The following is a 21,042-nucleotide window of genomic DNA, read 5'->3' as shown; positions in this document are numbered from 1 at the left end:
CCGTTTCCAGCCGTCCGCGATCTGCCCCGGCGGCGCGGAGCCGCCGGCGCGCCCGCGCCATTCCCCTGCCGGCCACCGTCGCGAGGAGGTCGCCCGGCCCCCTCGGGCGCCGGCACGGCTCCCGCCAAGCCCCTGCCGGACCGCCCCGACGGACGCCGGCAGCTCTCGCCCGGTCGAGGTTGGTCAGGACGGCGCCGCGCCCGCCGCCTCGCGCAGGAAGCGCAGCAGCAGCGCCGTCACCGCCTCCGGCCGCTCCTGCTGCACCCAGTGGCCGGCGCCCTCGACGAGGTGGCAGCCGAGCATGCGCGTGCAGGCGCTCTCCTGCATGCGCTCGATCGCGCCGGGGACCTGATGGATGCCCCAGTCGCTGCGCCCGGCGACGAAGAGCGACGGCACGTCGACGGTGCGGCCGGAGAACACCTCCAGCTCGCCGTTGAAGCGGCCGCTGGTGCGGCAGCGGTACCAGTTGAGCCCGCCCTGGAAGCCGGTGCGGGCGTATTCGCCGGCATAGACCGCGAGCTCCGCCTCCGGCAGCCAGCGGCAGGCGGCGATCTGCTCCGCCGAGGGCATCTCGCGCGCCACCGTCGCCGCCATGCCCTCGTGCAGGTCCATGATGTAGTAGGTCGGCATCTGCGCCAGCGCCTCCGCGGTCCAGCCGGCGAGGCGGAAGGGGCGGTTGCCCGGCCAGTCGGCGCTCTTGTGGTGGAAGTAGGCGCGCAGGAAGGCGTGCACGCCCTGCGGGCAGCGCCACATGTCCTCGTTGGCTTCGCGCGTCGCATAGTACCACTGGTAGTGCTTGCGCGGGCGCGGCAGCGCGGCGAGCGCGGCATGGATGTCCGGGCCGGGCGGCGCGCCGCGCGCCTCCCCGAAGGGGATCGCGGGCGGGCCGGCGAAGGGCGCGCTCATCAGCGCGACGGCGCGGAACACGTCGGGGCGCACCAGGGCGCACCAGGCGGCGACCGAGGCGCCGAAGTCGTGTCCCACCACCGCGGCGACCTCGCGGCGGCCGAGCGCGAACACCAGCCCCAGCGCGTCGCGCACCAGATTGAGCATGCGGAAGGGCGCGAGGTCGGCGTCGTAGTCGGCGTCCCAGCCGGTCGTGCGGCCGTAGCCGCGCTGGTCGGGGGCGACGACGTGGTAGCCGGCGGCGGCGAGCGCCGGCATCACCTTGCGCCAGGAATAGGCCAGCTCCGGGAAACCGTGCAGCAGCAGCAGGCAGGGCCGGCCGGGCGTGTCGTGCCCGGCCTCCAGCAGATGCATCCGCAGCCCGTTGATGTCCTCGACGAAGCGCGCGCGGACACCGGGCGGCAGGCTGGGATCGGCGAGCGGCGGGAGCAGGCGGCCGGCGTCGGTCATCAACACGACCCTCCTCGTTACGGGCGCGGGGGATACAGGCACCGGAGCCACCGGTCATCCCCGCGCCTCCCCCCTGCCTCGCCCCCGTCGTCGAGGGCGAGGCAGGGAGGGAACGGCTCCGACGCCTCCGCTCGGGTCGTTCCGGCTCGCGCGCGGCCGCCGCCGCGACGACCGCAATCCCGCCGGAGAGCGCCCGGCTCCCGCCGGCCGGTCCGTCACGGGGCCAGGGGCCCGACGCGGTGTCCCGCCCTCAGGGGAAGGCGACGTTGACCAGGTTGCAGGTGTCGACCCGGCGCTTCTCCTGCGCCGAGTTGTCGTCATAGACGACGCGGATGTCGTAGAGGCAGTCGCCCACCGGCAGACGAACCGCGAAGACATGGCCGGCCGGCAGCACGTTCTGGCCGAGCCGGTCGGGCCCCCAGTGGTCCTCGCGCGTGGGCGAGGCATAGACGGCCATGATGGTCCGGCCGCTGTTGTTGACCAGGTTGAAGGACGGGTTCTGCGTCGCGGCCGGCGGCGCCGCCTCGGCCTGGCCGCTGCCGAACACCACCTCGGCGATCGCGCAGGTATTCACGCGCCGGCGCTCCTCGGCGTTGCCGTTGGCGTAGACGACGCGGATGTCGTTCACGCATTCGGCCCCCTGGCGGAAGCGGATCGGCCAGGACTGGCCGTTGGGCAGCACGTTCTGGCCGAGCCAGTCGCGGCCCCAGGAGTCCTGGGTGGCGGCCGAGACGTAGATCTCGTTGATCGTCTGGCCGCTCCGGTTGACGATGTTGAAGGAGGGATTGTCGGACTGCGCCGCCGCGGTCCCGGCGAGCAGGGCGACGAGGCCGAGGGCCGCCGCGAACCGGAGGCCGACGACGCTTGCGCCGCGGCGTGGCCCGCGGGAAGCGGGGAAAAGTCGGTTCCACATGGCCGGTCGTGATCCTTTCCGTGCGCGTCTGCGAGACGACGGAGCGGGGCCGCGCCGACCCCGCCTCCGCCCGGGCACCGCCCCTCGGGCGCCCTCGGTCCCCGTCGAGGCCGGACCGTCGGCGGAGCCCGGGACCGCGCGGCGGGCAGATGCTCGCCTGCCGCCGTTCCTGGGTGCGGCCGACATCATAACGCACCCGCCGATCGGACAGGCAGGGCTCGTCCCACCGATGGCGGTCGCCGCGACCCGCCCCGCGGGCGGGGAACACCCGCGTGCGCCGGCGTGCCGCCGGCCGCTCACGCATAGCGGCCGAGCATCCGCTCCAGCGCGGCCAGCGCCTCGGCCAGCGCGGCCTCGATCGCGCCGGCGATCGCCTCGGGCGGCGGATCGCCGTGGCCGACGGCGGCGGCCGTCGCCTCGCGCGGCAGCGCCACCTCGCCGCGCGGCGAGAGCTGGGCGAGCACCCGGCCCTGCCCGTCGAGCAGCACGCCGGACATCTCCACCCGTGCCGCGCCGCCGTCGCGCAGGTCCGCGAACAGCGCGGTCAGCTCCATCTCCAGCACCAGGTCGGGCTCGGCGCGCGAGCCGGGCGTGGTGACCGCCGAGAACAGGCCCGATTCGGTGAGCCAGCGGCGCATCGCCTCCTCCGCCAGCTCGGCCGGCGGCGCCGTCCACTCGTTGTAGAAGTCCACGTGCACGCTGCCGTCGGCCCGCAGGGTGCGCAGGCCCCGCTGCTCCAGCCCGGGCGCGGCGCGGACCAGGCGGAGCATCAGCACCTTGCGCCGGCCGGCGGGGTCCGACGCGCCGGTTCCGGTCGCGGCGGCGCGGCGCGGCTGCAGGGGAAAGCGCCGCGTCTCCACATAGGGCCGGTCCGGCAGCACCTGGCAGCCGCCCGGCAGCAGGGCGAGCGCGGCGGCGCCGACGACGAGGCGGCGCGAGGCGCGGGGCGCCCGCCGCGGGAGGCGGCGCGGCGGCGGGAATGCGGGCGCGGTCGGAGGAGGCATCAGCGGCGGTCCGGATTGGGCGGCGGCGGCGCGCCGAACAGCGCCTGCGAGGGCGAGCGGCGCAGCAGCTCCGTCGTGTCGCGAAGGTTCTGCGCCGTCACGCGCAGGTCGCGCAGGATCGGCGCCAGCTCCGCCTGGGTGTCGGTGGTGGCGACGCGCGCGGCCCGCACCGTCGCCTCGAGCGCGGCGATGGCCTGCGGCAGGCGGGCGAGGGCGGTGCGCATCTCCGCGGTGGCCTGCGCGGTGTTGACCACCGCGGCGCGGATGTCCGGCCCGGCGACCAGCGCCTCGGCGGCGTCGCCCGCCTCCCGGACGCTGCGCGCGGCCTCGCGCACGGCGCGCAGCGTCTCCGGCAGCTCGGCCGCGCGGATCGCCTCGCGCGCCGCGGCCGCCGCCTCCTGGGCCTCGGCCACGGTGCGGGCGAGGTCGGCGCGGGCGAGCTGCCCGCGCAGGTCGGCGCTCAGCCCGGCGAGGTTGCCGATCAGCCCCTCGAGGTCGAGCTGCTGCAGCCGGGCGACCAGCGCCTCCGCCGCGCTCGTCACCTGCGCGACGGTGGAGGGCATGGCGGGGATGTAGGGGTAGCGCGGCTGCCAGGGCACGTCGCGCGGCGGGAAGCGCTCGGGGTTGGCGACGTAGTCGATCTCCAGGTAGTTCACGCCGGTGATGCCCTGCGAGGCGAGGCGCACCCGGAGGCCGAGGCGGATCGCCTCCGGCATCGAGGGCATGCCGCCGGTCCGCGCCGTGTCGAGGGCGAAGCGCACCAGCACGAGCTGGTAGGCGTCGGCGAAGGGCAGGCCGTCGGTGCGGCGGTACTCGGCCGCGGTCAGCCCGATCTCGGTGACGCGCCCGACCGCGACGCCGCGGAAGCGCACCGGGGCGCCGACATCGAGGCCCTGCACGGTTTCCCCGATGTAGGTCTCGTAGGTCGCCGTCTGCCGGCCGAGCTCGCCCGAGGCGAGGAACAGCACGAAGCCCACGGCGAGGCCGATGCCGACCAGGATCAGCGTCCCCACCCGGACGTAGAGGGCGCGCGCGGCGGCGTGCTGCGGCATCTCAGGCGGCCTCCCGCCGGAAGAAGGCGCGCACCGTCGGGTGCGTGCTCTCCTCGCGCAGCCGGCGCGGGTCGCCCTCGGCGATCACGCCCTTCGCCTCCCTGTCGAGCATGATGCAGCGGTCGCCGATGGCGAGGATGGACTGCAGCTCGTGCGTCACCACGACGAAGGTGGTGCCGAGGTCGCGCGCGAGCTCGCGGATCAGCCTGTCGAGCCCGGCCGAGGTGATCGGGTCGAGCCCGGCCGAGGGCTCGTCGAGGAACAGGAGCGGCGGGTCGAGCGCCATGGCGCGTGCGATCCCGGCGCGCTTGACCATGCCGCCCGAGAGCTCGGCCGGCAGCCGCTCCGCCGCCTCCGACAGCCCGACCAGGCCGAGCTTGGCGCGCGCGAGCAGGGCGCGGGCCTCGCGCGGCAGGTCGGTGTGCTCCTCGATCGGCAGTTCCACGTTCTCCGCCAGGGTCATGGAGCCGAACAGGGCGCCGGACTGCCACATCACGCCGATCCGGCGCAGCAGGGCGCGCCGCTCGCGCCCTGCCACGGCCCGGTCGCCCTCCGCCGCGGCGAGCACCCGGCCGAGGACCTCGACCGAGCCGGCCGCCGGCTCGTACAGCCCGACCATCAGCTTGAGAAGGGTGGACTTGCCGCAGCCCGAGCCGCCGAGGATGACGAAGACCTCGCCGCGGCGGACCTCGAAGGAGACGTGCTCGAAGATCGTGCGCTCGCCGAAGCGCGCGGCGAGGTCGCGCACGCGGATCACCGGCTCTCCCGCGGCGGCCCCCGCCGGCGGCGGTGCCGTCCCTGCCGCGGCGGCGCTCACAGCCCGAGCCGGAAGAACAGCACGGCGAAGAGGCCGTCGAGCACGATCGTGGCGACGATGCCGCCGACCACCGCCGCGGTCGCGGCGTCGCCCACCGCGCGCGGCCCCATGCCGGCGGAGAGCCCGGCGTGGCAGCCGATGCCGCCCACCACCAGCCCGAACACCGCCGCCTTGAACAGCCCGCCCAGCAGGTCGCCGAGGCTCAGCGCCTGCTCGAGCTGCGCGAGCACCGCCGCCGGCGGGAAGCCGAGCGTGCCCATCACCGCGCCCATGCCGACGAGGCCCGCGAGGTCGAGCAGCAGCGTCAGCACCGGCATCGCGAGCGTGGCGGCGAGGAGCCGCGGCAGCACCAGCATCGCCACGGGGTCCACGCCCATGATGCGGAGCGCGCTGACCTCCTCGTTCACCGTCATCGTCCCGAGCTCGGCGGCGAAGGCGGAGCCGGTGCGCCCGGCGAGGATGACGGCGGCGAGCAGCGGCCCGAGCTCGCGCAGCAGCGAGATGCCGACGAGCTGCGGGATGAACACCTCCGCCCCGAAGCGGCGCATCGGGATGGAGGACTGGAAGGCGAGGATGACGCCGATCAGCGTGCCGAGCAGCACGGTCAGCGGGAAGGCGCGGGTGCCGACCTCGTCGAGGTGGCGCAGCACGTCGCGGCCGCGCACCAGGGCGGGACGGCGCAGCGCGCGAAGCGTGGCGGCGGCGGCCTCGCCGAGGAAGCCGATGCCGCCGACCCAGCGGCGCATCCGCGCCACCCCGGCCCTGCCGAGGGCGGCGAGCGGGGAGAGCGGGGGCGGGCCGGGCGGCGGGCCCGGCGCGGCGAGGGCGGCGCGGGTGCGCGCGAGCACGGTCGCGACGCCGGCGCTGGCGCCCTCGAACCGGGCGGCGCGCGGCCCCGCCGCCTCCGCGATGCGGAGCAGCAGCGTCGCGCCGGCGCTGTCGAGGGCGGTCAGGCCGGCGAGGTCGAGCACCACCTCGCCGGCGCGCGCGGCCGGGCGGTCCGCCGCGGCCCGCATCGCGGCCCGCCAGAGCCGCGCCGCGGCCTCGATGTCGAGCCGGCCGCTGAAGGCCAGCACCAGGCGCTGTCCCTCGGGTCGGGCCTCGAGCCGGGCAAGGTCCGGCGGGGGTGGGATTGCGGTCGGCATAGGCTCCATGACGCGCGGGAGGCGTCAGGGTGCCGGATCAATCCCCGATCGCAAGCGCTTCTTCGCGTTCTCGTGCGCGGCGCGGCCGCGCCGCGGAGGGGCGGCGCCCCCGCCCGGCGGGCGGCGGACGGAGGCGTCCGGCTTCCGGCGGAAGGGGGGAGGCGACGCCTCTCAGACGCCGGCCTTCTGCCCTGTCGCGGCGAGCCGCATGTAGGTCCGCGTCGTCGGCTCGAGGTGATCGGCGATCCACTGCGCCATGCGCTCCTCCTCCGCGAGGCTCTCGCGCAGCAACTTCATCCCCCAGGCGTCGCCAACCGCGTCGGCCAGGACGAGCAGCGAGCGGTAGGCGGCGATCTCGTAGTGCTCGAAGGCATAGTTCGCGAAGCTGTTCTTGAGGACCTCGTCTTGCGCGGCGGCATGGGTCATCGCGGCGAGGCTGCCGATGATGGACTGGCCGACGTCCTTGAGCGCGGAGGGCGCGCTGCCGCGGGCGCGGAGGATCTCGTCGAGGCGGGCGGCGTGGCGGCGCGATTCCTCGATGTGCTCGCGCATCCTCTGTGCCAGCTCCGGATAGTTCTCCAGGCGCTCCGCCTGGCGGCTCAGCATCTGCACCGCCTGGTTCTCGAGCGCGTGGGCGTTGGCGAGGCCGGTGGTGTAGAGGTCGTCGATGGTGCTGGCCATGAGGCGTCTCCGTTCCGGGGCCTGGCCAGGGAACGGCGCCGGGTGGGGCCGGTTCTTTGCGTGACGCCAAGAAGCGCGGACCTGTGCCGGGGTCGCCGCGGGGCGCCCTCCTGCACAACGGGCAGCCTCGGTGATTGATGGCTGATTCGCCGGTCGGCGGAGCGGCGTGGTGCGAGCCGCGCCGGGTCTGGCGGAGGCCCCGGCCGCCGGGAAGATGGGACCATGAGCAGGAGGGAGACGGCGGCGACCCAGGCGCCTGAGACCCGCGCGCGGGCGGTCCGGAGCACGGGGGCGACCACGCCTCGCAGGAGCGGCGATCGCCCCGATCGCGGCGCAGACGTCCCGATCGCGGCGCAGATCGGCGGTGCGGCCGAGGGCAGCGCCCCGTTCCGACTCCGGGCGAGTGGGTGAACCGGCCGTTCCGGGCGCCATCCCCGAGCGCTCCGGGTGTCGGGTTGCACCGGCAAAGACAACGCCCGCCGGCCGATCGCTGGCCTGCGGGCGCCCGATGAGCCGTTGCCCGATAAGCCGTTGGTTATTGCGACGGTCCTGGTGGAGCCAAGGGGAGTCGAACCCCTGACCTCGTGAATGCCATTCACGCGCTCTCCCAACTGAGCTATGGCCCCCCGGGAAGCGGCCGGCGATATAGCGCCCGCCCCGGCCGCCGGCAAGGCCCTCGGCCCCTCGCCCCGCCCTTCCCTCGCCCGCCCCGCGCGACTAGCTTGCGGCCACGCGGGAACCAGGAGGCGGAGGTTGCGCCGATGAGGAAGGTCTATCCGGACGCGAGAGCCGCGCTCGCCGGCCTGCTGCGCGACGGGATGACGATCATGTCCGGCGGCTTCGGCCTCTGCGGCATCCCGGCGCTGCTGATCGAGGCGATCCGCGAGAGCGGGGTGAAGGACCTCACCGTCGTCTCGAACAACGCGGGCATTGACGGCGCCGGCCTCGGCCTGCTGCTGGAGACGCGCCAGATCCGCAAGATGGTCTCCTCCTACGTCGGCGAGAACGCGGAATTCGCCCGCCAGTACCTCGCCGGCGAGCTGGAGATCGAGTTCAACCCGCAGGGCACCCTCGCCGAGCGCATCCGCGCCGGCGGCGCCGGCATCCCCGCCTTCTTCACCCGCACCGGCGTCGGCACCGCCGTCGCCGAGGGCAAGGAGACGCGCGAGTTCGACGGCGAGACCTACGTGATGGAGCGCGGCCTGTTCGCCGACCTCGCCATCGTCCACGCCTACATGGGCGATACCGAGGGCAACCTCCGCTACCGCAAGACCGCGCGCAACTTCAACCCGATCATGGCGACCGCCGCGAAGGTGACGGTGGCGCAGGTCGAGCACCTGGTGCGGCCCGGCGAGATGGATCCGGACTGCATCCACACCCCAGGCGTGTTCGTGAAGCGCATCATTCAGTGCCCGCCGGGCTACGAGAAGCGCATCGAGCAGCGCACCGTCCGCAAGCGCGAGCCGGCCGCCGCCGCCGGCGAGGAGATCTGAGCCATGCCCTGGACCCGCGACGAGATGGCCGCCCGCGCGGCGCGCGAGCTGCAGGACGGGTTCTACGTCAATCTCGGCATCGGCATCCCGACGCTGGTCGCCAACCACGTGCCGTCCGGGATCAACGTGCAGCTCCAGAGCGAGAACGGCATGCTCGGCCTCGGCCCCTTCCCCTTCGAGGGGGAGGAGGACCCCGACCTGATCAACGCCGGCAAGCAGACCATCACCGAGCTGCCGACCAGCTCCTACTTCGATTCCGCCCAGTCCTTCGGGATGATCCGCGGCGGGCACATCGATCTCTCGATCCTCGGCGCGCTGCAGGTGGCGCAGAACGGCGACCTCGCCAACTGGATGATCCCGGGCAAGATGGTGAAGGGCATGGGCGGGGCGATGGACCTCGTCGCCGGGGTCAAGCGCGTGGTGGTGCTGATGGAGCACACCGCCGGCGGCAAGCCGAAGCTGCTCAGGCGCTGCACCCTGCCGCTGACCGGCGCGCGGGTGGTGGACCTCGTGATCACCGATCTCGCGGTGTTCGAGATCGCGCGCAAGGGGCCGGAGCGGATGCGCCTGATCGAGCTTGCGCCCGGCGTCAGCGAGGCCGAGGTGCGCGAGAAGACCGAGGCGGAGTACGAGGTGGCGCTGGCCAGGGCCGCCTGACGGGCGACGGGAGAGAGCTGCCGACCGGGTCGCAGCCTGAACCGACGGTGGCCGACGAGGCCTACGGCGCGATCGGCAGCGGCCGGCGGATCGGCTCGGCCCCCCCATGTCCCACGACGATCGTCGAGGAAGGCGATCATGGTCTGGAGCGGCGGTCGAGCTCCGCAGCGCGATAACGGCGGACCTCTTCCGCAGATTCTCGCTGGCCTGGCGCGGCGTGCCGACCGCGGCGGCCACGCCCGCGGTCCCGCTCGCGCCCGGTCCGCCGCATCCGCGGGCGCACCGTCGCTGCCATGCAGCCGATCGCCGCCCCGCTCCGGCACCATCCGCGGCGCCCGCTGCCGGACCTCCGGCGAAACCCGGTTCGGGGGTCGTCTGGGTCCGCCTCCACCTTCTCAGGGGTCGGAGCCTCCGGCAAACCCGGTGCGGTGCAACCCCGGTCCGCGGAACGGACCGATCGGCTCTGCTCGCGACCGGTCCGGGCGAGAGGAGGGAGGGAAGCCATGCCCTACGCCAGCAACGCCGACCTGCCCGAGCGTCTGCGCCGCGTGCTGCCGGAGCACGCCCAGGACATCTACCGGGCGGCCTTCAACAACGCCTGGCTGGCGAGGCGCGGCGAAGGCGACGAGGCGACGCTGCACCGCATCGCATGGGGCGCCGTGAAACGGCGCTACCGGAAATCGGGCGACCGCTGGGTGCCAAGGGACTGATGGTCCGCCTCGATTCGCGTTCGATATGGGCCCGGGCGGGCCGGATGGCCGGGCTGCCGCGTGGTCCGACCGGGTTGCGGCACCTCGGACGAACGACGCGACGTGGACCCCGGCCACCCGGCGGCGGCATGGCCGCGCGGGCCTGCGCTGCGCGATTGCGGCGGCGCCGCAACCCTGACGGACAACGCGCGGCGGGTCCCGGACCCGCCGCTGCCTGCCGCGCCGCGTCGAGGGCGGCGGGGCTGGCCGCTGCGCAGATCGTCAACGCGGTCCGCTACGTGCCGCGCGCGGCGCCTGCTGCCCGACAGTTCCCGCCGCGACGCACGGCCTAGCGCGATGGGTCCGGCTGCGCGAGGCGATCAACCGTCATCTGGCGATGTTCGACCGCGAACAGGCAGGACGTGAGGCCGGCCCGACGCCGCGGCCGATATTCAAGGAGCGACCGTTATCTTGTTCTCCACGCTCGCGACGCCCGGTGCCGCCCAGGCGCTGCGCTCGGCCTCCTGACGCTCGACCCAGGAACGCACCGTCCCGCGCAGCGTCACCTTGCTGCCGTCGACCTCGACGGTGATCCGGTCGGCGTCTGTCATGGCGTTTCGAACCAGGGCATCCTCGATCTTCTTCTTGATGTCAGACGGGGTCACCTTCGGCTTGACCACGATAAGATTGGTGATCCCCTTCACGCCGTGGATTGATCGGACGGCACGCTCGGCCCATTCCTTCTGGTAGTTCCATTCGCACTCGCCCTCCAGTGTCAGCCAGCCGTTCTTCACGACGGGCTTGACCTTGTCCGCGGCATTCCAGAGTTCTCGCTTCAATGCCCTGACCGCTTCCTCGGCGATCTCGGGATCGGTCCGCTCGGTGGGGAGTTTCACCTGGATGTCGTTGGCGACCGCCTTGACGCCGGCGACGCGCTTCGCCGCCTTTTCTGCATAATAGGAATCGACGTATCTCTTGACAAATCCGGTAAGCGTAACGATTCCGTCTTTCACCGCAACCGATATCTGATCGCTATTTTCAATAGAAGGATCATATTTTATTTCATCCTCGACGTCTCTCTTTATTGCAGAATCGTTGCGCCATAATGAGATCATTATTTGCTCCTTTGTGTTATTGGCAATGCTTAAAAGCTTAAAATATCCGTCGTTTTTTATGCAACGCTCGTCCGAAAGCATCTCATAATTTTGATAACATGCGCAATAGCGACACGTTCTATATTGGCAATATTATCATGCCTGCGCCGCCGAGCGCGTCGTCAGGGCAGTTCGCATCGCCATGCCGCCGCCTTTCTCTGCGCCGCTTCCACCATGCTCCTCACCCGGCGCCCCACTCGTTCCGGCTGGGGTCAGGGCCAAGCTCCGACCCGCGCCGCCCGAGCCCGATCCGCTCGAGGAAGGCGTCAACCCGCGCCCCCAGCCCCGGTTCGTCCATCTCGGCGAACTCGTAGCGCGCGCGAACGATGCGCCGATCCGGCCCGAGCACGCGCCCGAGCTCCGCCGGCGTGCCGGACACCACCACCTCCGCCGCGGAGCGCGCGATGGTCGCGGCCAGGCCGCGGAGCTGCGCCGCGTCGTAGCCCATCGCCGGCAGCACGGGACCGAGATGCGGGTACGCCTCGAACACGGCGGCGATCTCCGGCGCCGCCGAGGCGCGCGGGTCCACGATCTCCGCCGCCCCGGCGGCGCGCGCCGCGGCGTAGCCCGCGCCGTGCGGCATTCCGCCGTGGGTCAGGGTCGGGCCGTCCTCCACCACCAGCACGCGCCGCCCGCGCACCGCCTCCGGATCCTCGAGCCGGACCACCGAGGCGCCGCGCAGCACGGCGGCGGCCGGGTTGATCGCCCGCACCGCCTCGGCGACGCGGCGGACATCCGCCTCCGGCGCCGCGTTCGCCTTCGCCACCACGACGACGTCGGCCATGCGCAGCACCGCCTCGCCGGGGTAGTGGGACGCCTCTTGCCCGGGGCGCAGCGCGTCGGCGAGCACCACGAGCAGGTCGGGCCGGAAGAAGGGGAAGTCGTTGTTGCCGCCGTCCCACAGCAGGAGGTCCTGCTCCTTCGCCGCGACCTCCAGCACCCGCGCGTAGTCCACGCCGGCATAGACGGTGTTGCCCAGCGCGATGTGCGGCTCGTACTCCTCGCGCTCCTCCAGCGTGCACGCCGCGGCGTCGAGATCGGCGAGCCTGGCGAAGCGCTGCACCGCCTGGCGCGCGAGGTCGCCGTAGGGCATCGGGTGCCGCACGATGCCGACCCTGAGCCCGCGCGCCCGCAGCCGCGCCGAGAGCCAGCGCGTGGTCTGCGACTTGCCGCAACCGGTGCGCACGGCGCAGACGGCGATCACCGGCACCGGCGCGCGGAGCATCGTCCGCTCCGGCCCGAGCAGCAGGAAGTCCGCGCCGGCGGCCAGCGCCGTCGAGGCGCGGTGCATGACCTCCTGGTGCGCGACGTCGCTGTAGGCGAAGACGACCTGGTGCACCCGCGCCTCGCGGACGAGCCGCGCCAGCTCGGCCTCCTCCAGGATCGGGATGCCCGTCGGATAGAGCGGGCCGGCCAGCTCGCTCGGGTAGAGCCGCCCGGCGATGCCCGGGATCTGCGCCGCGGTGAAGGCGACGACCTCGCTGCCCGGATCGTCGCGGTACACCACGTTGAAATTGTGGAAGTCGCGCCCCGCAGCGCCCATGATGACCACACGGGACCTGCGCATCGCGCCCTCCTGCCGTTCCCTGGACGCCGCTTCAATTAGGGCGCCGGCCGCGCGCGGCATTGATCCCGGTCAAGCGGACCGCGCGCCCGACGGTCACGGCGGGCAGACGCCGATGGCGCAGCGCAGACGCGTCAGGTCCACCTCCTCGTGCAGGCCCGGGTCGCGGATGCGGGCGAGCAGCTCGGCGAAGCGCGCCTCGTCCACCTCCTCCTCCGGCAGGTACTCGTGGCCGAGCGCGTCGCCGGGGCGGACCGGCAGCAGCGCGCAGCAGCGCACGACCGGCTGGTTCTCGAGCACGATGCGGCGGAACGCGCCGAGGTCGAGCCGGTCGGTCCGCAGCTTCAGCGTGTAGCTCACCTGGTTGCCGCGCTCGGCGCCGAGCCAGTGGCGCTCGAGCAGCCGGAGCCAGCGGTAGTGCTCCTCCGGCGCGGCCTCCGCCGCGGTGACCAGCCGCTCGCCCATGCCGAGGCGGAGCGCGAGCGGCAGCGTCGGGAAGCCGACGATGCTCATCCCCGGGAAGCTCCGCAGCGCCCGGACCGGGTAGCCGCGCGCCTCGTACTCGGCGAGCAGCGGATCGCTGCCCGGGCGCCAGGCGCCGGTCGCCGGATCGCGTTCGCCGCGGAACTGCACCCAGCGGATGTACTGCCGCCGCGCCGGCAGGTGCGCCCCCTCGGAGAGGCCGAACAGCTTGGAGGTGGTGCCCGCCGGCTTGACCGTCGTCACGGTGAGCGGCGGCGCCATGCCGAGCCCCTCCGCGTAGGCCAGCGCCTCCGCCTTCGCCGCCGCCGAGAGGCGGGCCAGCATGGCCCAGAACGGGGCGGCGCGGGTCTCGTCGAGCAGGTCGCGGAAGGCGAGGCCGAAGCGCAGCCAGGCCCACTCGTGCAGGCCGGTCGGCCCGATGCCGATGCGGTTGGTGCGCGCCACCTCGCGCGCGTAGAGCGCGTCCATGCGGTTGACGCGGATCAGGAAGCGCACGCCGAGCCGCACCGCGTCCTCGACCCGCGCGTCCCAGGTTGCCGCGACCTCCGCCGCCACGGCGCCGGGCGCCACCTGCTCGAAGGGCACGGGGCAGGCGAGCAGCGGCGCGAAGTCCGAGACCACGCAGTAGCCGCCGGCGACGTGGAGCACGACCTCGCCGCAGGGGTTGGTGGTCACCGGGAAGCGCGCCCCCGCGGCGCGGCGCGACAGCTCCGCGAGCAGGCCGGCCGCGGCGTCGGCGCGGTAGCGGGCGCTGCGCACCTCGCCGCCGTCCGTCTCGACCGGCCGCCGCCGCGCGGCGCCGGTGCGGTAGTCCTCCAGCAGGTCGCCGTTGAGGAAGCCCGGCTCGCCGTTGATCCAGGCGCAGCGCGTCGCCTCCTCGAACAGCGCCCGGGCGTGGCGCGTCCAGGGGTCGTCGAGGTCCTGGCCCGCCTCGGCGCGGCGCACGCGCCGCCAGAATTCGGCGTCCACGGTGAGCGAGTGGTTGGCGGTCCACAGCCCGCCCGCCTCCTTCAGCCGGACGAAGCGCAGCGCGCCGGGATCGCGCCAGCTCTTCGTCGCCATGCGCGCCGCCCGGCGCGCGCCGCCGCCCTGCACCTCGACCGAGAGATGGTGGTCCGCGAGCAGCGCCTGCTCCCAGGGATGCAGCGCCTCGCCGGCGGGGTCGCGGGCGCGGGCCGGCTCGATGACGTGCCGGCGCAGGTTGTGCAGGCCGCGCAGCAGCGACAGCGGCCCCGGCGCGGGGCGCCCCTGCATGCCGCGGATCGGCGCGCCGCGCGGGCGGATGGCGGAGAGGTCGAGCAGCAGCGCGCGGCGGCGCTCGCGCCGGAACGCCATGGACTCCAGCAGCTCCACGGCCTTGGCCCAGCCCTCGCGGCTGTCCTCGACGCGGTGGCGGACGGCATCGGCCCCGTGCCCCGCGGCGTCGGAGGCGGCCAGCTCGCCGGCGAGGAAGGCGCGCACCGCCGCCTCGCGCTCCTCGCCGAAGGCGTCAGGGGGCAGGTCCTCCGGGACCAGTCCGAACTCCACGCCGAAGCGGCGCAGCGCGTCACGGTCGCGCGGGAAGTCGGGATGGGCGGGCGAGAGGTGGAGCAGCAGATCCGGCGCCTCGGCCCAGTCCACCGCCACCAGCTCGTCGTCATAGGCGCGGCCGACGCCGGCGCCGTTCAGCAGCAGGTAGAAGCAGGTGAAGCTGGCGATCGCGGTGGCGCAGTTGACGAACAGCTCCATCGGCCGCCGCGCCTGCGTCGCGTCGCCGTGCTGCAGGTGCCGACCGGAGGTGAGCAGCGCCCCGGTGGCGATCGCGTTGCGCAGCCGTGCCCGCTCGGTCTCCGTCTCCGGCGTCGTCGGGGGGCCGAGCAGGGACATGTTCCCCTCGGCGACGCGCGCCGCGACGCGCCCGAAATCCTCCCCGTCCTCGGGCCGGAACACGGTGCGGCGGGCGACGGCGAGCCCCATGCCCTGGTCGAGCGGGCGCGCCGGCAGCGGCCGCTCGCCGAAGGCGGCGCCCGGCGGGGGCGGTGCGCGGCGGCCCGCCGCGCGGTCGGAACCATCGGCCAACCCCGTGCGTCCTCCATCCGTCGCGGGGATCAGTCCGCCGCCGCGCGGCGCCGGCCCCTCCCCGGCCGGCTCACAGTCGCATCTCCTCGCCCAGGATCGAATAGCCGAGTTCGGCGAGGCCCTGCTCGATCAGGTCGCCCAGGTTCGGGGTCTCGAGCAGGTAGTCGATCACGTGCTCGTCTCGGGCCTCGCGCGCGGCGGCGAGCGCCTGGTTCCACTCGCGGGCGCCGTAGTCGCCGCGGCCGAGCCAAGTGAGGGCGAGGACCTCGGTGATCTGGTCGTCGTTCAGGGCCTCCAGCGCGGCGCGCAACTCGATGCGCGTGGGATTGTCGGGGGTGTCCTCCAGGATGCCGATCTCGATGTCGTCCGCCGGGTTCGAGCCCTCCTCCAACCCTTCCGGCTCCACCTGGGCGTCGTACTCCCGCGCCTTCACGACGATGTAGGCGAGGGTCTCGAGCGATGTCGAAAGCGTCGCGGCCATGGTTGTGCCTCCCAGGATCCCGGCGGAGTCTTTCCGCCGCCGCGCCGCCCGGCCTTGACCTGCCTCAACGCGGCGCGGCCGCGTGCCGTCCCGACGGGCCTCAGACCCGGCTCTTGGGGCCGGGCAGCTCGGACCAGTCGAGGCCGAGGCGGTCGCAGACCTCGCGGACCTGGTCCGGATCGAGGTCCTCGTGCGAGCCGACCAGCGGCAGTTCCGCGGTCCGGCCCTGCCGCACCACGGTGACCGTCGGATGGCCGTGGCCGTGGCCCCGCTCGTGCTGGCGGAACTGGCAGCCGCGCTCGGCGAGCCAACGGCGGAAGGTGGCGCTCTGCATGCGGATGCTCCCTCGCGATCGCCGCCCCGGGCAGGCGCCGGCCCGCCACGCGCGGCGCGGTCCCGGCCCTCTCCCTAGCCCTCCTCCGGGCGGATCTGCGCCGCCTCGAGGATCGCCATCACCTCGACCACGCGCGCCGAGGCGCCGCGCCGGGCGCTGCGGCCGACCGCGTCGTCGGCCTCCAGCCGGGCGAAGGCCTCCTGCACCTCGGCGGCGCTGGCGCCGGTGCGGAGGATGTCGGCGATCACGACCTCGTCGGTCGGGCCCAGGATGGCGGCGATCTCGGACGCGGTCGCCGCCGCATGCTGCTCGGACATGGCCGTCGCGCTCCTCGCTCCTTCGACTTCATGCGGCAGGTCCCGCCGCTGCCGCGGCGGACGGCTCATCCGCCCGGCGCCCCAAGCGCGTCGCGCGCGAGTTCCTTGGAGCGCAGCCATTCCGTCGCGCCCCAGACCTCCGCGCGCGCATGGCCGAGCCGGCGCACGATCGTCGCGCCCTCGATCGCCGTCCCCCCGTCCGAGGCGCGGAAGACGTCGAGGCGGTCGTACGGGCCGAGGACGGCGCGGCTGCCCGCCCACTCGACCTCCGGGCAGGCGGCGCGGATCCGGTCGACCACGCGCCGCTCGGGCTCCGCCGGCGGCGTCTCGTCGGTCTCCGGCGCGGCGTGCGCGAGCTGCGTCAGCAGGATGCACGTCGCCATCTGCGCCTCTCCTCTCCTCCCCTCCTCGCCCTCAATCGGCCGAGCGGCGGTGGACGGGGTGCACGACGACGGCCTGCGGGCCCTTTTCGCCCTCCTCCACGGAGACGTGGACCTCGTCGCCGACCCGCAGGCGGTCGAAGCCGTCGCCGGCGACGCTGTTCCGGTGGAAGTAGACCTCCTCGCCGCCCTCGGTCTCGATGAAGCCGTAATCCTCGCCGGCGATGAAGCGCGCGATCCGGCCGCGGCGCATCACCGGCTCGTGGTGCTTCACGTCGCCGCGCAGCCTGCGCACGTGGTCCTCGAGCTGGCGGATCGCGGCGTCGAAGGCGTCGCGCACCGCCACGTAGGGATCCTCGTGTGCGTGGTTCAGCGGGCCCTCCCGCGTCACGATGACGTCGCCCCGCGGCACGAACACCTCGACTCGCGCGCGGTAGAGCCGCCCCTGGTGGTGGTGGCGGTGCGGCGCCTCCACGATGACGTGGCAGCGCAGGATATCGTCCGCGAAGCGCTCGAGCCGCGCCGCCTTCGCGCGGATGCGCGATTCCAGCGCCGGCGAAGGGTCCATGTCCTTGAAGGTGACCTGCAGGGGAACGGTCATGCCGGTGGTCCTCACGATAGGTGTCGGTCCCGCGCCCGCGCGCCGCCCTGACCGGGGCCGCGGCGCGCCGTCGCCGCCATCCGGCCTCTCGAACGATCCGATCGCGATACGCGCCATGCCATCCTCTTCGGTCGGCCCGCGCCCGATCCCGCCGGGGCGGGTTCGGGGCACGGGTGCCGCAACCCTCCGACACGCGGCGGAGCGCCCGGAGTTCGACGCGCGCCGCGGCGGGCGGGCACCGGAACTCCTAGACGCCCGGCGCGGCGGCGCCTTGATCGGCGTCAATCCGCGCGCGCCGTGCCGCGGCCGTGCAACGAGCCGCGGATGCCGCCCGCGGTCACGATGGCGCGAACCGGCGCGTCCCCCGCCGGCCCTCACCCCTTGATGCAGATGACGGGGCCGAGCCGCGCGACCCGGCGGGCGAGGCCGGCGCGCTCGGCGGCGAGCACCACCGCGCCGACGTCCTTGTAGGCGCCCGGCGCCTCCTCGGCGACGCCGCGCATCGAGGGACTGCGCACGAGGACGCCGCGCGCCGCCAGCTCGTCCACGATCTGCCGCCCGCTCCACTGCCGCGTCGCGGCGTGGCGCGACATCGCGCGCCCGGCGCCGTGGCAGGCGGAGGCGAAGGACCGCGCCTCGCTCTCCGGCGCGCCGACGAGGACGTAGGAGCCGGTCCCCATGCTGCCGCCGATCAGCACCGGCTGGCCGACCGCGCGCAGCGCCGCGGGCAGCGAGGGGTGGCCGGGGCCGAAGGCGCGGGTCGCGCCCTTGCGGTGCACGAACAGCGTGCGCGGCCTTCCCTCCACCTGGTGCGTCTCGACCTTGCAGGTGTTGTGCGAGACGTCGAACAGCAGGCGGACCTCGACCTGCGGGAAGAAGTGCCGCAGCACGCGCCGCGCGAAATGGCCGAGGATCTCGCGGTTGGCGAGCGCGCAATTGGTCGCCGCCCGCATGGCGCCGAGGTAGCGCCGGCCGACCTCGGAGGCGATCGGGGCGCAGGCGAGCTCGCGGTCGGGCAGGACCAGCCCCGCCGCCTCGGCGGCGACGACCATCTCCTTGAGGAACTCCGTGCCGATCTGGTGGCCGAGCCCGCGCGAGCCGCAGTGGATCGTCACCACCACCTCGCCGGGGGCGAGGCCGAAGGCGCGCGCCGCCGCCGGATCGAAGACCTCCTCCACCGCCTGGATCTCGAGGTAGTGGTTGCCGGAGCCGAGCGTGCCCATCTCGCGCCGCTGGCGCTCCTTGGCGCGGGCGGAGACGAAGTCGGGCCGCGCCTCCGCGGCGCAGCCGCCCTCCTCGATGCGCTCGAGGTCCGCAGCCTCGCCCCAGCCCTGCTCGACGGCCCAGCGCGCGCCGCCCGCCAGCATCGCGTCCATCGCCGCCGCGTCGAGGGTGATCGCGCCCTCGCTGCCGACGCCGGCCGGGATCGCGCGGGCGAGCGAATCGGCGAGCGCGTCCTTCACCCGCTCCACCTCGGCGCGCGCGAGGCCCGTGGTCATGGTGCGCACGCCGCAGGAGATGTCGAAGCCGACGCCGCCGGCGGAGACCACGCCGCCCTGCTCCGGATCGAAGGCGGCGACGCCGCCGATCGGGAAGCCGTAGCCCCAGTGCGCGTCCGGCATGACGTAGCTCGCGCCGACGATGCCGGGCAGGGTGGCGACGTTGCTCGCCTGCTCGGCGACCTTGTCGTCCATGTCGCGGATCAGCGCCTCGTCGGCGTAGAGGATGGCGGGGACGCGCATCGCGCCGGTCGGCTCGATCCGCCAGGTCACCTCGTCCAGCTTCGTCAGGCGTGCGGGGTCCATGGCCGTGCCTCTCCTCGCTCGCGCGATCGTGTTCAGACGTCCACGACGCAGGCCGCGGTCCAGCGGCCGCCGGGCTCGCGCGCCACGCGCAGCGCGGTGCAGGTCGCGCCCTTCGGCTCGACCGCCGGAGCGTGGCGGGCGATGTCCACCGGCTCGCCCCAGAGCCGGCCGCTCAGGCGGACCCCTCCCGACCCGCCCTCGCCCTCGACGGTGACCGCGAAGCGGCCGAACAGCATCCGCCGCACCGCCATCTCGAACACCACCGCGTTGAGCCACTCCACCAGCAGCAGGTCGAGGTCGGGCGCCTCGCAGGCGACGGCGACCTCGGCCTCGGGACGGACCTCGGCCGCGGTGACGATCCGCGTCAGGGCGAGCGCCGCCTGCTCGAAGGCGCGCGCGGGGCTCGGTCCCCAGCCGCGCACGCCGATATCGGCGCCATGCGGGAAGTGCTCCCAGCCGGACTCGCCCGACGCGTCCGCCGGCTGCGTCGCCTCGATGCGTCCCGTCGGCATCCTTCGGCTCCCTCGCGCGTCGTGGCGCCCGCCGCGCAGGCTGCGGCGGGCGCGGCCGCCACGCATTGACCCGCGTCAAGGCGCCCGGCCGGCGCCGCGCCTAGGAAACGCGGCCGGCGCGCGGCGTTGGTCCTTCCGCCGGTCGGCGGCACCTGGGCCCGCGCCCGGGGAACCGCAACAGGGAGCCCGCGGCATGCATCCTCCCGCCTCCTCTCCCGCCGTCGCGAGGACGGAGCCGCTCCTGGTTCCGCCCGTCGGCCTGCCGGGCACGCTGCAACTGCCGGCGCGGCCCGAAGCGGTGGTCGTCTTCGCCCATGGCAGCGGCTCGAGCCGGCTGAGCCCGCGCAACCGCCAGGTCGCCGCGGCGCTGCACCATGCCGGCCTCGCCACCCTGCTGTTCGACCTGCTGACCGAGGAGGAGGCCGCCGACCGGCGCAACGTGTTCGACATCGGCCTGCTCGCGCGCCGGCTGGAGGCCGCCGTCGAGTGCGTCGCCGCGCATGAGGCGACGGCGGGCCTGCCGGTCGGGCTGTTCGGCGCCAGCACCGGCGCCGCGGCCGCGCTGGTCGCCGCCGCCGGGCGGCCCGCCTCGGTCGGCGCCGTCGTCTCGCGCGGCGGGCGACCGGACCTCGCGGGCGAGGGGCACCTCGCGCGCGTGGCGGCGCCGACCCTGCTCATCGTCGGCGGCGAGGACCGCGAGGTGCTGCGGCTGAACGAATGGGCGCGGTCCTGGATGAGCTGCCCGACCGAACTCGCCATCGTGCCGGGCGCGACGCACCTGTTCGAGGAGCCGGGCGCGCTGGAGCAGGTGGCCCGCCTCGCCGCCGGCTGGTTCCTCCGCTGGCTCGCGCCGGAGCCGAGCCATGTGGCGGCCTGAGCCGGCGCTGTTCGCCGACCGCGCCGATGCGGGGCGACGGCTGGGCGAGCGCCTCAGGGGACTCAACCTCGACCGTCCGGTCGTCTACGCCCTGCCGCGCGGCGGTGTGGCGGTCGCGGCGGAGGTCGCGGCGGCGCTCGGCCACGCGCCGCTCGACCTCGTGCTGGTGCGCAAGCTCGGCGCGCCCGGACAGCCCGAGCTCGCGCTCGGCGCCGTGGTGAACGGCGCCGAGGCCGAGACGGTGCTGAACGCCGACGTCGTCGCGCTCACCGGCGCCGACGAGGCCTACATCGCGCGGGCGCGGGCGCAGGCCCTGGCCGAGATCGAGCGCCGCCGCCGGGCTTACCTCGCCGGCCGTTCGCGCCCCGATCCGCGCGGGCGCGCCGCCGTGGTGGTGGACGACGGGCTGGCGACCGGCGCCACCGCGCGCGCCGCGCTGCACGCGCTGCGCCGGCGCGGCCCCTCGCGCCTGGTGCTCGCGGTCCCGGTCGCGCCGCCCGAGACCGTCGCCGCGCTGCGCGGCGAGGCGGACGAGATCGTCTGCCTGGAGGAGAACGCGATCCCCTTCGGCATCGGCGGCTGCTACGACGACTTCCACCAGCTCGACGACGCCGAGGTGGTGCGCCTGCTCGACGCCGCGGCGGGGCGGGCGCCGCCGTGACCGGCGCC

Annotated in this window: 22 protein-coding genes, 1 tRNA gene and 1 other annotated feature; of the genes, 5 read left to right on the top strand and 18 right to left on the bottom strand. The window is 74.6% G+C overall.

Annotated features, from left to right (window positions below):
• Positions 1–183: 183 nt before the first annotated feature.
• From IEX99_RS17855 to IEX99_RS17820, 8 genes are all read right to left on the bottom strand, one after another.
• Positions 184–1,356 carry an alpha/beta fold hydrolase gene (locus tag IEX99_RS17855; RefSeq protein WP_188902808.1) on the bottom strand — a complete coding sequence of 391 codons (1,173 nt, stop codon included), beginning with the start codon at positions 1,354–1,356 and terminating at the stop codon, positions 184–186.
• 250 nt (positions 1,357–1,606) lie between these two features.
• Entirely contained in the window at positions 1,607–2,269 is a 663-nt protein-coding gene (locus tag IEX99_RS17850) for a hypothetical protein (protein WP_188902806.1), read from the bottom strand.
• A 296-nt stretch (positions 2,270–2,565) separates the two neighbouring features.
• Entirely contained in the window at positions 2,566–3,273 is a 708-nt protein-coding gene (locus IEX99_RS17845; RefSeq protein ID WP_188902804.1) for an ABC-type transport auxiliary lipoprotein family protein, read from the bottom strand.
• The gene (locus tag IEX99_RS17840) at positions 3,273–4,325 is read right to left on the bottom strand and encodes an MlaD family protein (RefSeq protein ID WP_188902802.1); all 1,053 of its coding nucleotides are present in this window, start codon (positions 4,323–4,325) and stop codon (positions 3,273–3,275) included. Before IEX99_RS17840 ends, IEX99_RS17845 begins: the two co-directional genes overlap by 1 nt.
• 1 nt (position 4,326) lies before the next feature.
• Positions 4,327–5,082 (bottom strand): ABC transporter ATP-binding protein, encoded by a 756-nt coding sequence (locus IEX99_RS17835; RefSeq protein ID WP_229678115.1) that lies wholly within the window; start codon positions 5,080–5,082, stop codon positions 4,327–4,329.
• 56 nt (positions 5,083–5,138) lie between these two features.
• Positions 5,139–6,287, bottom strand: coding sequence for an ABC transporter permease (locus IEX99_RS17830; RefSeq protein ID WP_188902798.1), 1,149 nt, complete (start codon positions 6,285–6,287; stop codon positions 5,139–5,141).
• A gap of 171 nt (positions 6,288–6,458) precedes the next feature.
• Complete coding sequence (locus IEX99_RS17825) at positions 6,459–6,968, bottom strand: ferritin-like domain-containing protein (RefSeq protein WP_188902796.1); 510 nt, start codon at positions 6,966–6,968, stop codon at positions 6,459–6,461.
• 550 nt (positions 6,969–7,518) lie between these two features.
• Positions 7,519–7,594, bottom strand: a tRNA-Ala gene (locus IEX99_RS17820).
• Between the two features lie 135 nt (positions 7,595–7,729).
• Here IEX99_RS17820 and IEX99_RS17815 point away from each other — a divergent pair.
• The 3 genes from IEX99_RS17815 (at position 7,730) to IEX99_RS17805 (ending at position 9,828) form a co-directional block, all read left to right on the top strand.
• A complete protein-coding gene (locus IEX99_RS17815; protein ID WP_188902794.1) occupies positions 7,730–8,461 on the top strand; it encodes a CoA transferase subunit A in 732 nt (243 codons plus the stop codon).
• 3 nt (positions 8,462–8,464) lie between these two features.
• Entirely contained in the window at positions 8,465–9,118 is a 654-nt protein-coding gene (locus tag IEX99_RS17810) for a CoA transferase subunit B (protein ID WP_188902792.1), read from the top strand.
• A gap of 64 nt (positions 9,119–9,182) precedes the next feature.
• Positions 9,183–9,299: a sequence feature (AL1L pseudoknot), on the bottom strand.
• Between the two features lie 322 nt (positions 9,300–9,621).
• Positions 9,622–9,828 carry a ChaB family protein gene (locus tag IEX99_RS17805; RefSeq protein WP_188902790.1) on the top strand — a complete coding sequence of 69 codons (207 nt, stop codon included), beginning with the start codon at positions 9,622–9,624 and terminating at the stop codon, positions 9,826–9,828.
• Between the two features lie 431 nt (positions 9,829–10,259).
• Here the strand turns inward: IEX99_RS17805 and IEX99_RS17800 are convergent, their stop codons facing one another.
• The 10 genes from IEX99_RS17800 to IEX99_RS17755 all read right to left on the bottom strand — a co-directional run bounded on the left by IEX99_RS17800 (position 10,260) and on the right by IEX99_RS17755 (position 19,496).
• On the bottom strand, positions 10,260–10,922 hold the full coding sequence (locus IEX99_RS17800) for a BON domain-containing protein (protein ID WP_188902788.1): 663 nt from the start codon (positions 10,920–10,922) through the stop codon (positions 10,260–10,262).
• A 220-nt stretch (positions 10,923–11,142) separates the two neighbouring features.
• On the bottom strand, positions 11,143–12,528 hold the full coding sequence (locus IEX99_RS17795) for a GTPase (RefSeq protein WP_188902786.1): 1,386 nt from the start codon (positions 12,526–12,528) through the stop codon (positions 11,143–11,145).
• Positions 12,529–12,621: 93 nt separating this feature from the next.
• Positions 12,622–15,066 carry a recombinase gene (locus tag IEX99_RS17790; RefSeq protein ID WP_188902784.1) on the bottom strand — a complete coding sequence of 815 codons (2,445 nt, stop codon included), beginning with the start codon at positions 15,064–15,066 and terminating at the stop codon, positions 12,622–12,624.
• Positions 15,067–15,136: 70 nt separating this feature from the next.
• Positions 15,137–15,547 carry a DUF3775 domain-containing protein gene (locus IEX99_RS17785; RefSeq protein WP_188902782.1) on the bottom strand — a complete coding sequence of 137 codons (411 nt, stop codon included), beginning with the start codon at positions 15,545–15,547 and terminating at the stop codon, positions 15,137–15,139.
• A 100-nt stretch (positions 15,548–15,647) separates the two neighbouring features.
• Positions 15,648–15,881: a hypothetical protein gene (locus IEX99_RS17780; RefSeq protein WP_188902780.1), complete on the bottom strand. Its 234-nt coding sequence runs from the start codon at positions 15,879–15,881 to the stop codon at positions 15,648–15,650.
• Positions 15,882–15,955: 74 nt separating this feature from the next.
• Positions 15,956–16,198, bottom strand: a complete 243-nt coding sequence (locus tag IEX99_RS17775; protein WP_188902778.1) for a hypothetical protein — start codon at positions 16,196–16,198, stop codon at positions 15,956–15,958.
• Positions 16,199–16,263: 65 nt separating this feature from the next.
• On the bottom strand, positions 16,264–16,581 hold the full coding sequence (locus tag IEX99_RS17770; RefSeq protein WP_188902776.1) for a GYD domain-containing protein: 318 nt from the start codon (positions 16,579–16,581) through the stop codon (positions 16,264–16,266).
• 31 nt (positions 16,582–16,612) lie between these two features.
• Positions 16,613–17,179 (bottom strand): HPF/RaiA family ribosome-associated protein, encoded by a 567-nt coding sequence (locus IEX99_RS17765; protein ID WP_188902774.1) that lies wholly within the window; start codon positions 17,177–17,179, stop codon positions 16,613–16,615.
• Positions 17,180–17,553: 374 nt separating this feature from the next.
• Complete coding sequence (locus IEX99_RS17760; protein WP_188902772.1) at positions 17,554–18,984, bottom strand: RtcB family protein; 1,431 nt, start codon at positions 18,982–18,984, stop codon at positions 17,554–17,556.
• Positions 18,985–19,016: 32 nt separating this feature from the next.
• Complete coding sequence (locus tag IEX99_RS17755; protein ID WP_188902770.1) at positions 19,017–19,496, bottom strand: archease; 480 nt, start codon at positions 19,494–19,496, stop codon at positions 19,017–19,019.
• A gap of 193 nt (positions 19,497–19,689) precedes the next feature.
• Between IEX99_RS17755 and IEX99_RS17750 the strand changes: the two genes are divergently transcribed.
• The gene (locus IEX99_RS17750; RefSeq protein WP_229678114.1) at positions 19,690–20,373 is read left to right on the top strand and encodes a dienelactone hydrolase family protein; all 684 of its coding nucleotides are present in this window, start codon (positions 19,690–19,692) and stop codon (positions 20,371–20,373) included.
• Positions 20,360–21,034, top strand: a complete 675-nt coding sequence (locus IEX99_RS17745; protein WP_188902768.1) for a phosphoribosyltransferase — start codon at positions 20,360–20,362, stop codon at positions 21,032–21,034. Before IEX99_RS17750 ends, IEX99_RS17745 begins: the two co-directional genes overlap by 14 nt.
• The last annotated feature ends 8 nt before the right edge of the window (positions 21,035–21,042 follow it).

The sequence above is a fragment of the Caldovatus sediminis genome (genome assembly GCF_014644455.1).
Taxonomy (GTDB): Bacteria; Pseudomonadota; Alphaproteobacteria; order Acetobacterales; family Acetobacteraceae; genus Caldovatus; species Caldovatus sediminis.
This window is presented reverse-complemented; position numbering and strand designations above follow the sequence as displayed.

Coding starts and splice junctions, on each gene's coding strand:
- IEX99_RS17855 (WP_188902808.1), bottom strand. CDS start 1,356: ATGACCGACGCCGGCCGCCTGCTCCCGCCGCTCGCCGATCCCAGCCTG.
- IEX99_RS17850 (WP_188902806.1), bottom strand. CDS start 2,269: ATGTGGAACCGACTTTTCCCCGCTTCCCGCGGGCCACGCCGCGGCGCA.
- IEX99_RS17845 (WP_188902804.1), bottom strand. CDS start 3,273: ATGCCTCCTCCGACCGCGCCCGCATTCCCGCCGCCGCGCCGCCTCCCG.
- IEX99_RS17840 (WP_188902802.1), bottom strand. CDS start 4,325: ATGCCGCAGCACGCCGCCGCGCGCGCCCTCTACGTCCGGGTGGGGACG.
- IEX99_RS17830 (WP_188902798.1), bottom strand. CDS start 6,287: ATGCCGACCGCAATCCCACCCCCGCCGGACCTTGCCCGGCTCGAGGCC.
- IEX99_RS17825 (WP_188902796.1), bottom strand. CDS start 6,968: ATGGCCAGCACCATCGACGACCTCTACACCACCGGCCTCGCCAACGCC.
- IEX99_RS17815 (WP_188902794.1), top strand. CDS start 7,730: ATGAGGAAGGTCTATCCGGACGCGAGAGCCGCGCTCGCCGGCCTGCTG.
- IEX99_RS17810 (WP_188902792.1), top strand. CDS start 8,465: ATGCCCTGGACCCGCGACGAGATGGCCGCCCGCGCGGCGCGCGAGCTG.
- IEX99_RS17805 (WP_188902790.1), top strand. CDS start 9,622: ATGCCCTACGCCAGCAACGCCGACCTGCCCGAGCGTCTGCGCCGCGTG.
- IEX99_RS17800 (WP_188902788.1), bottom strand. CDS start 10,922: ATGATCTCATTATGGCGCAACGATTCTGCAATAAAGAGAGACGTCGAG.
- IEX99_RS17795 (WP_188902786.1), bottom strand. CDS start 12,528: ATGCGCAGGTCCCGTGTGGTCATCATGGGCGCTGCGGGGCGCGACTTC.
- IEX99_RS17785 (WP_188902782.1), bottom strand. CDS start 15,547: ATGGCCGCGACGCTTTCGACATCGCTCGAGACCCTCGCCTACATCGTC.
- IEX99_RS17780 (WP_188902780.1), bottom strand. CDS start 15,881: ATGCAGAGCGCCACCTTCCGCCGTTGGCTCGCCGAGCGCGGCTGCCAG.
- IEX99_RS17775 (WP_188902778.1), bottom strand. CDS start 16,198: ATGTCCGAGCAGCATGCGGCGGCGACCGCGTCCGAGATCGCCGCCATC.
- IEX99_RS17770 (WP_188902776.1), bottom strand. CDS start 16,581: ATGGCGACGTGCATCCTGCTGACGCAGCTCGCGCACGCCGCGCCGGAG.
- IEX99_RS17765 (WP_188902774.1), bottom strand. CDS start 17,179: ATGACCGTTCCCCTGCAGGTCACCTTCAAGGACATGGACCCTTCGCCG.
- IEX99_RS17760 (WP_188902772.1), bottom strand. CDS start 18,984: ATGGACCCCGCACGCCTGACGAAGCTGGACGAGGTGACCTGGCGGATC.
- IEX99_RS17755 (WP_188902770.1), bottom strand. CDS start 19,496: ATGCCGACGGGACGCATCGAGGCGACGCAGCCGGCGGACGCGTCGGGC.
- IEX99_RS17750 (WP_229678114.1), top strand. CDS start 19,690: ATGCATCCTCCCGCCTCCTCTCCCGCCGTCGCGAGGACGGAGCCGCTC.
- IEX99_RS17745 (WP_188902768.1), top strand. CDS start 20,360: ATGTGGCGGCCTGAGCCGGCGCTGTTCGCCGACCGCGCCGATGCGGGG.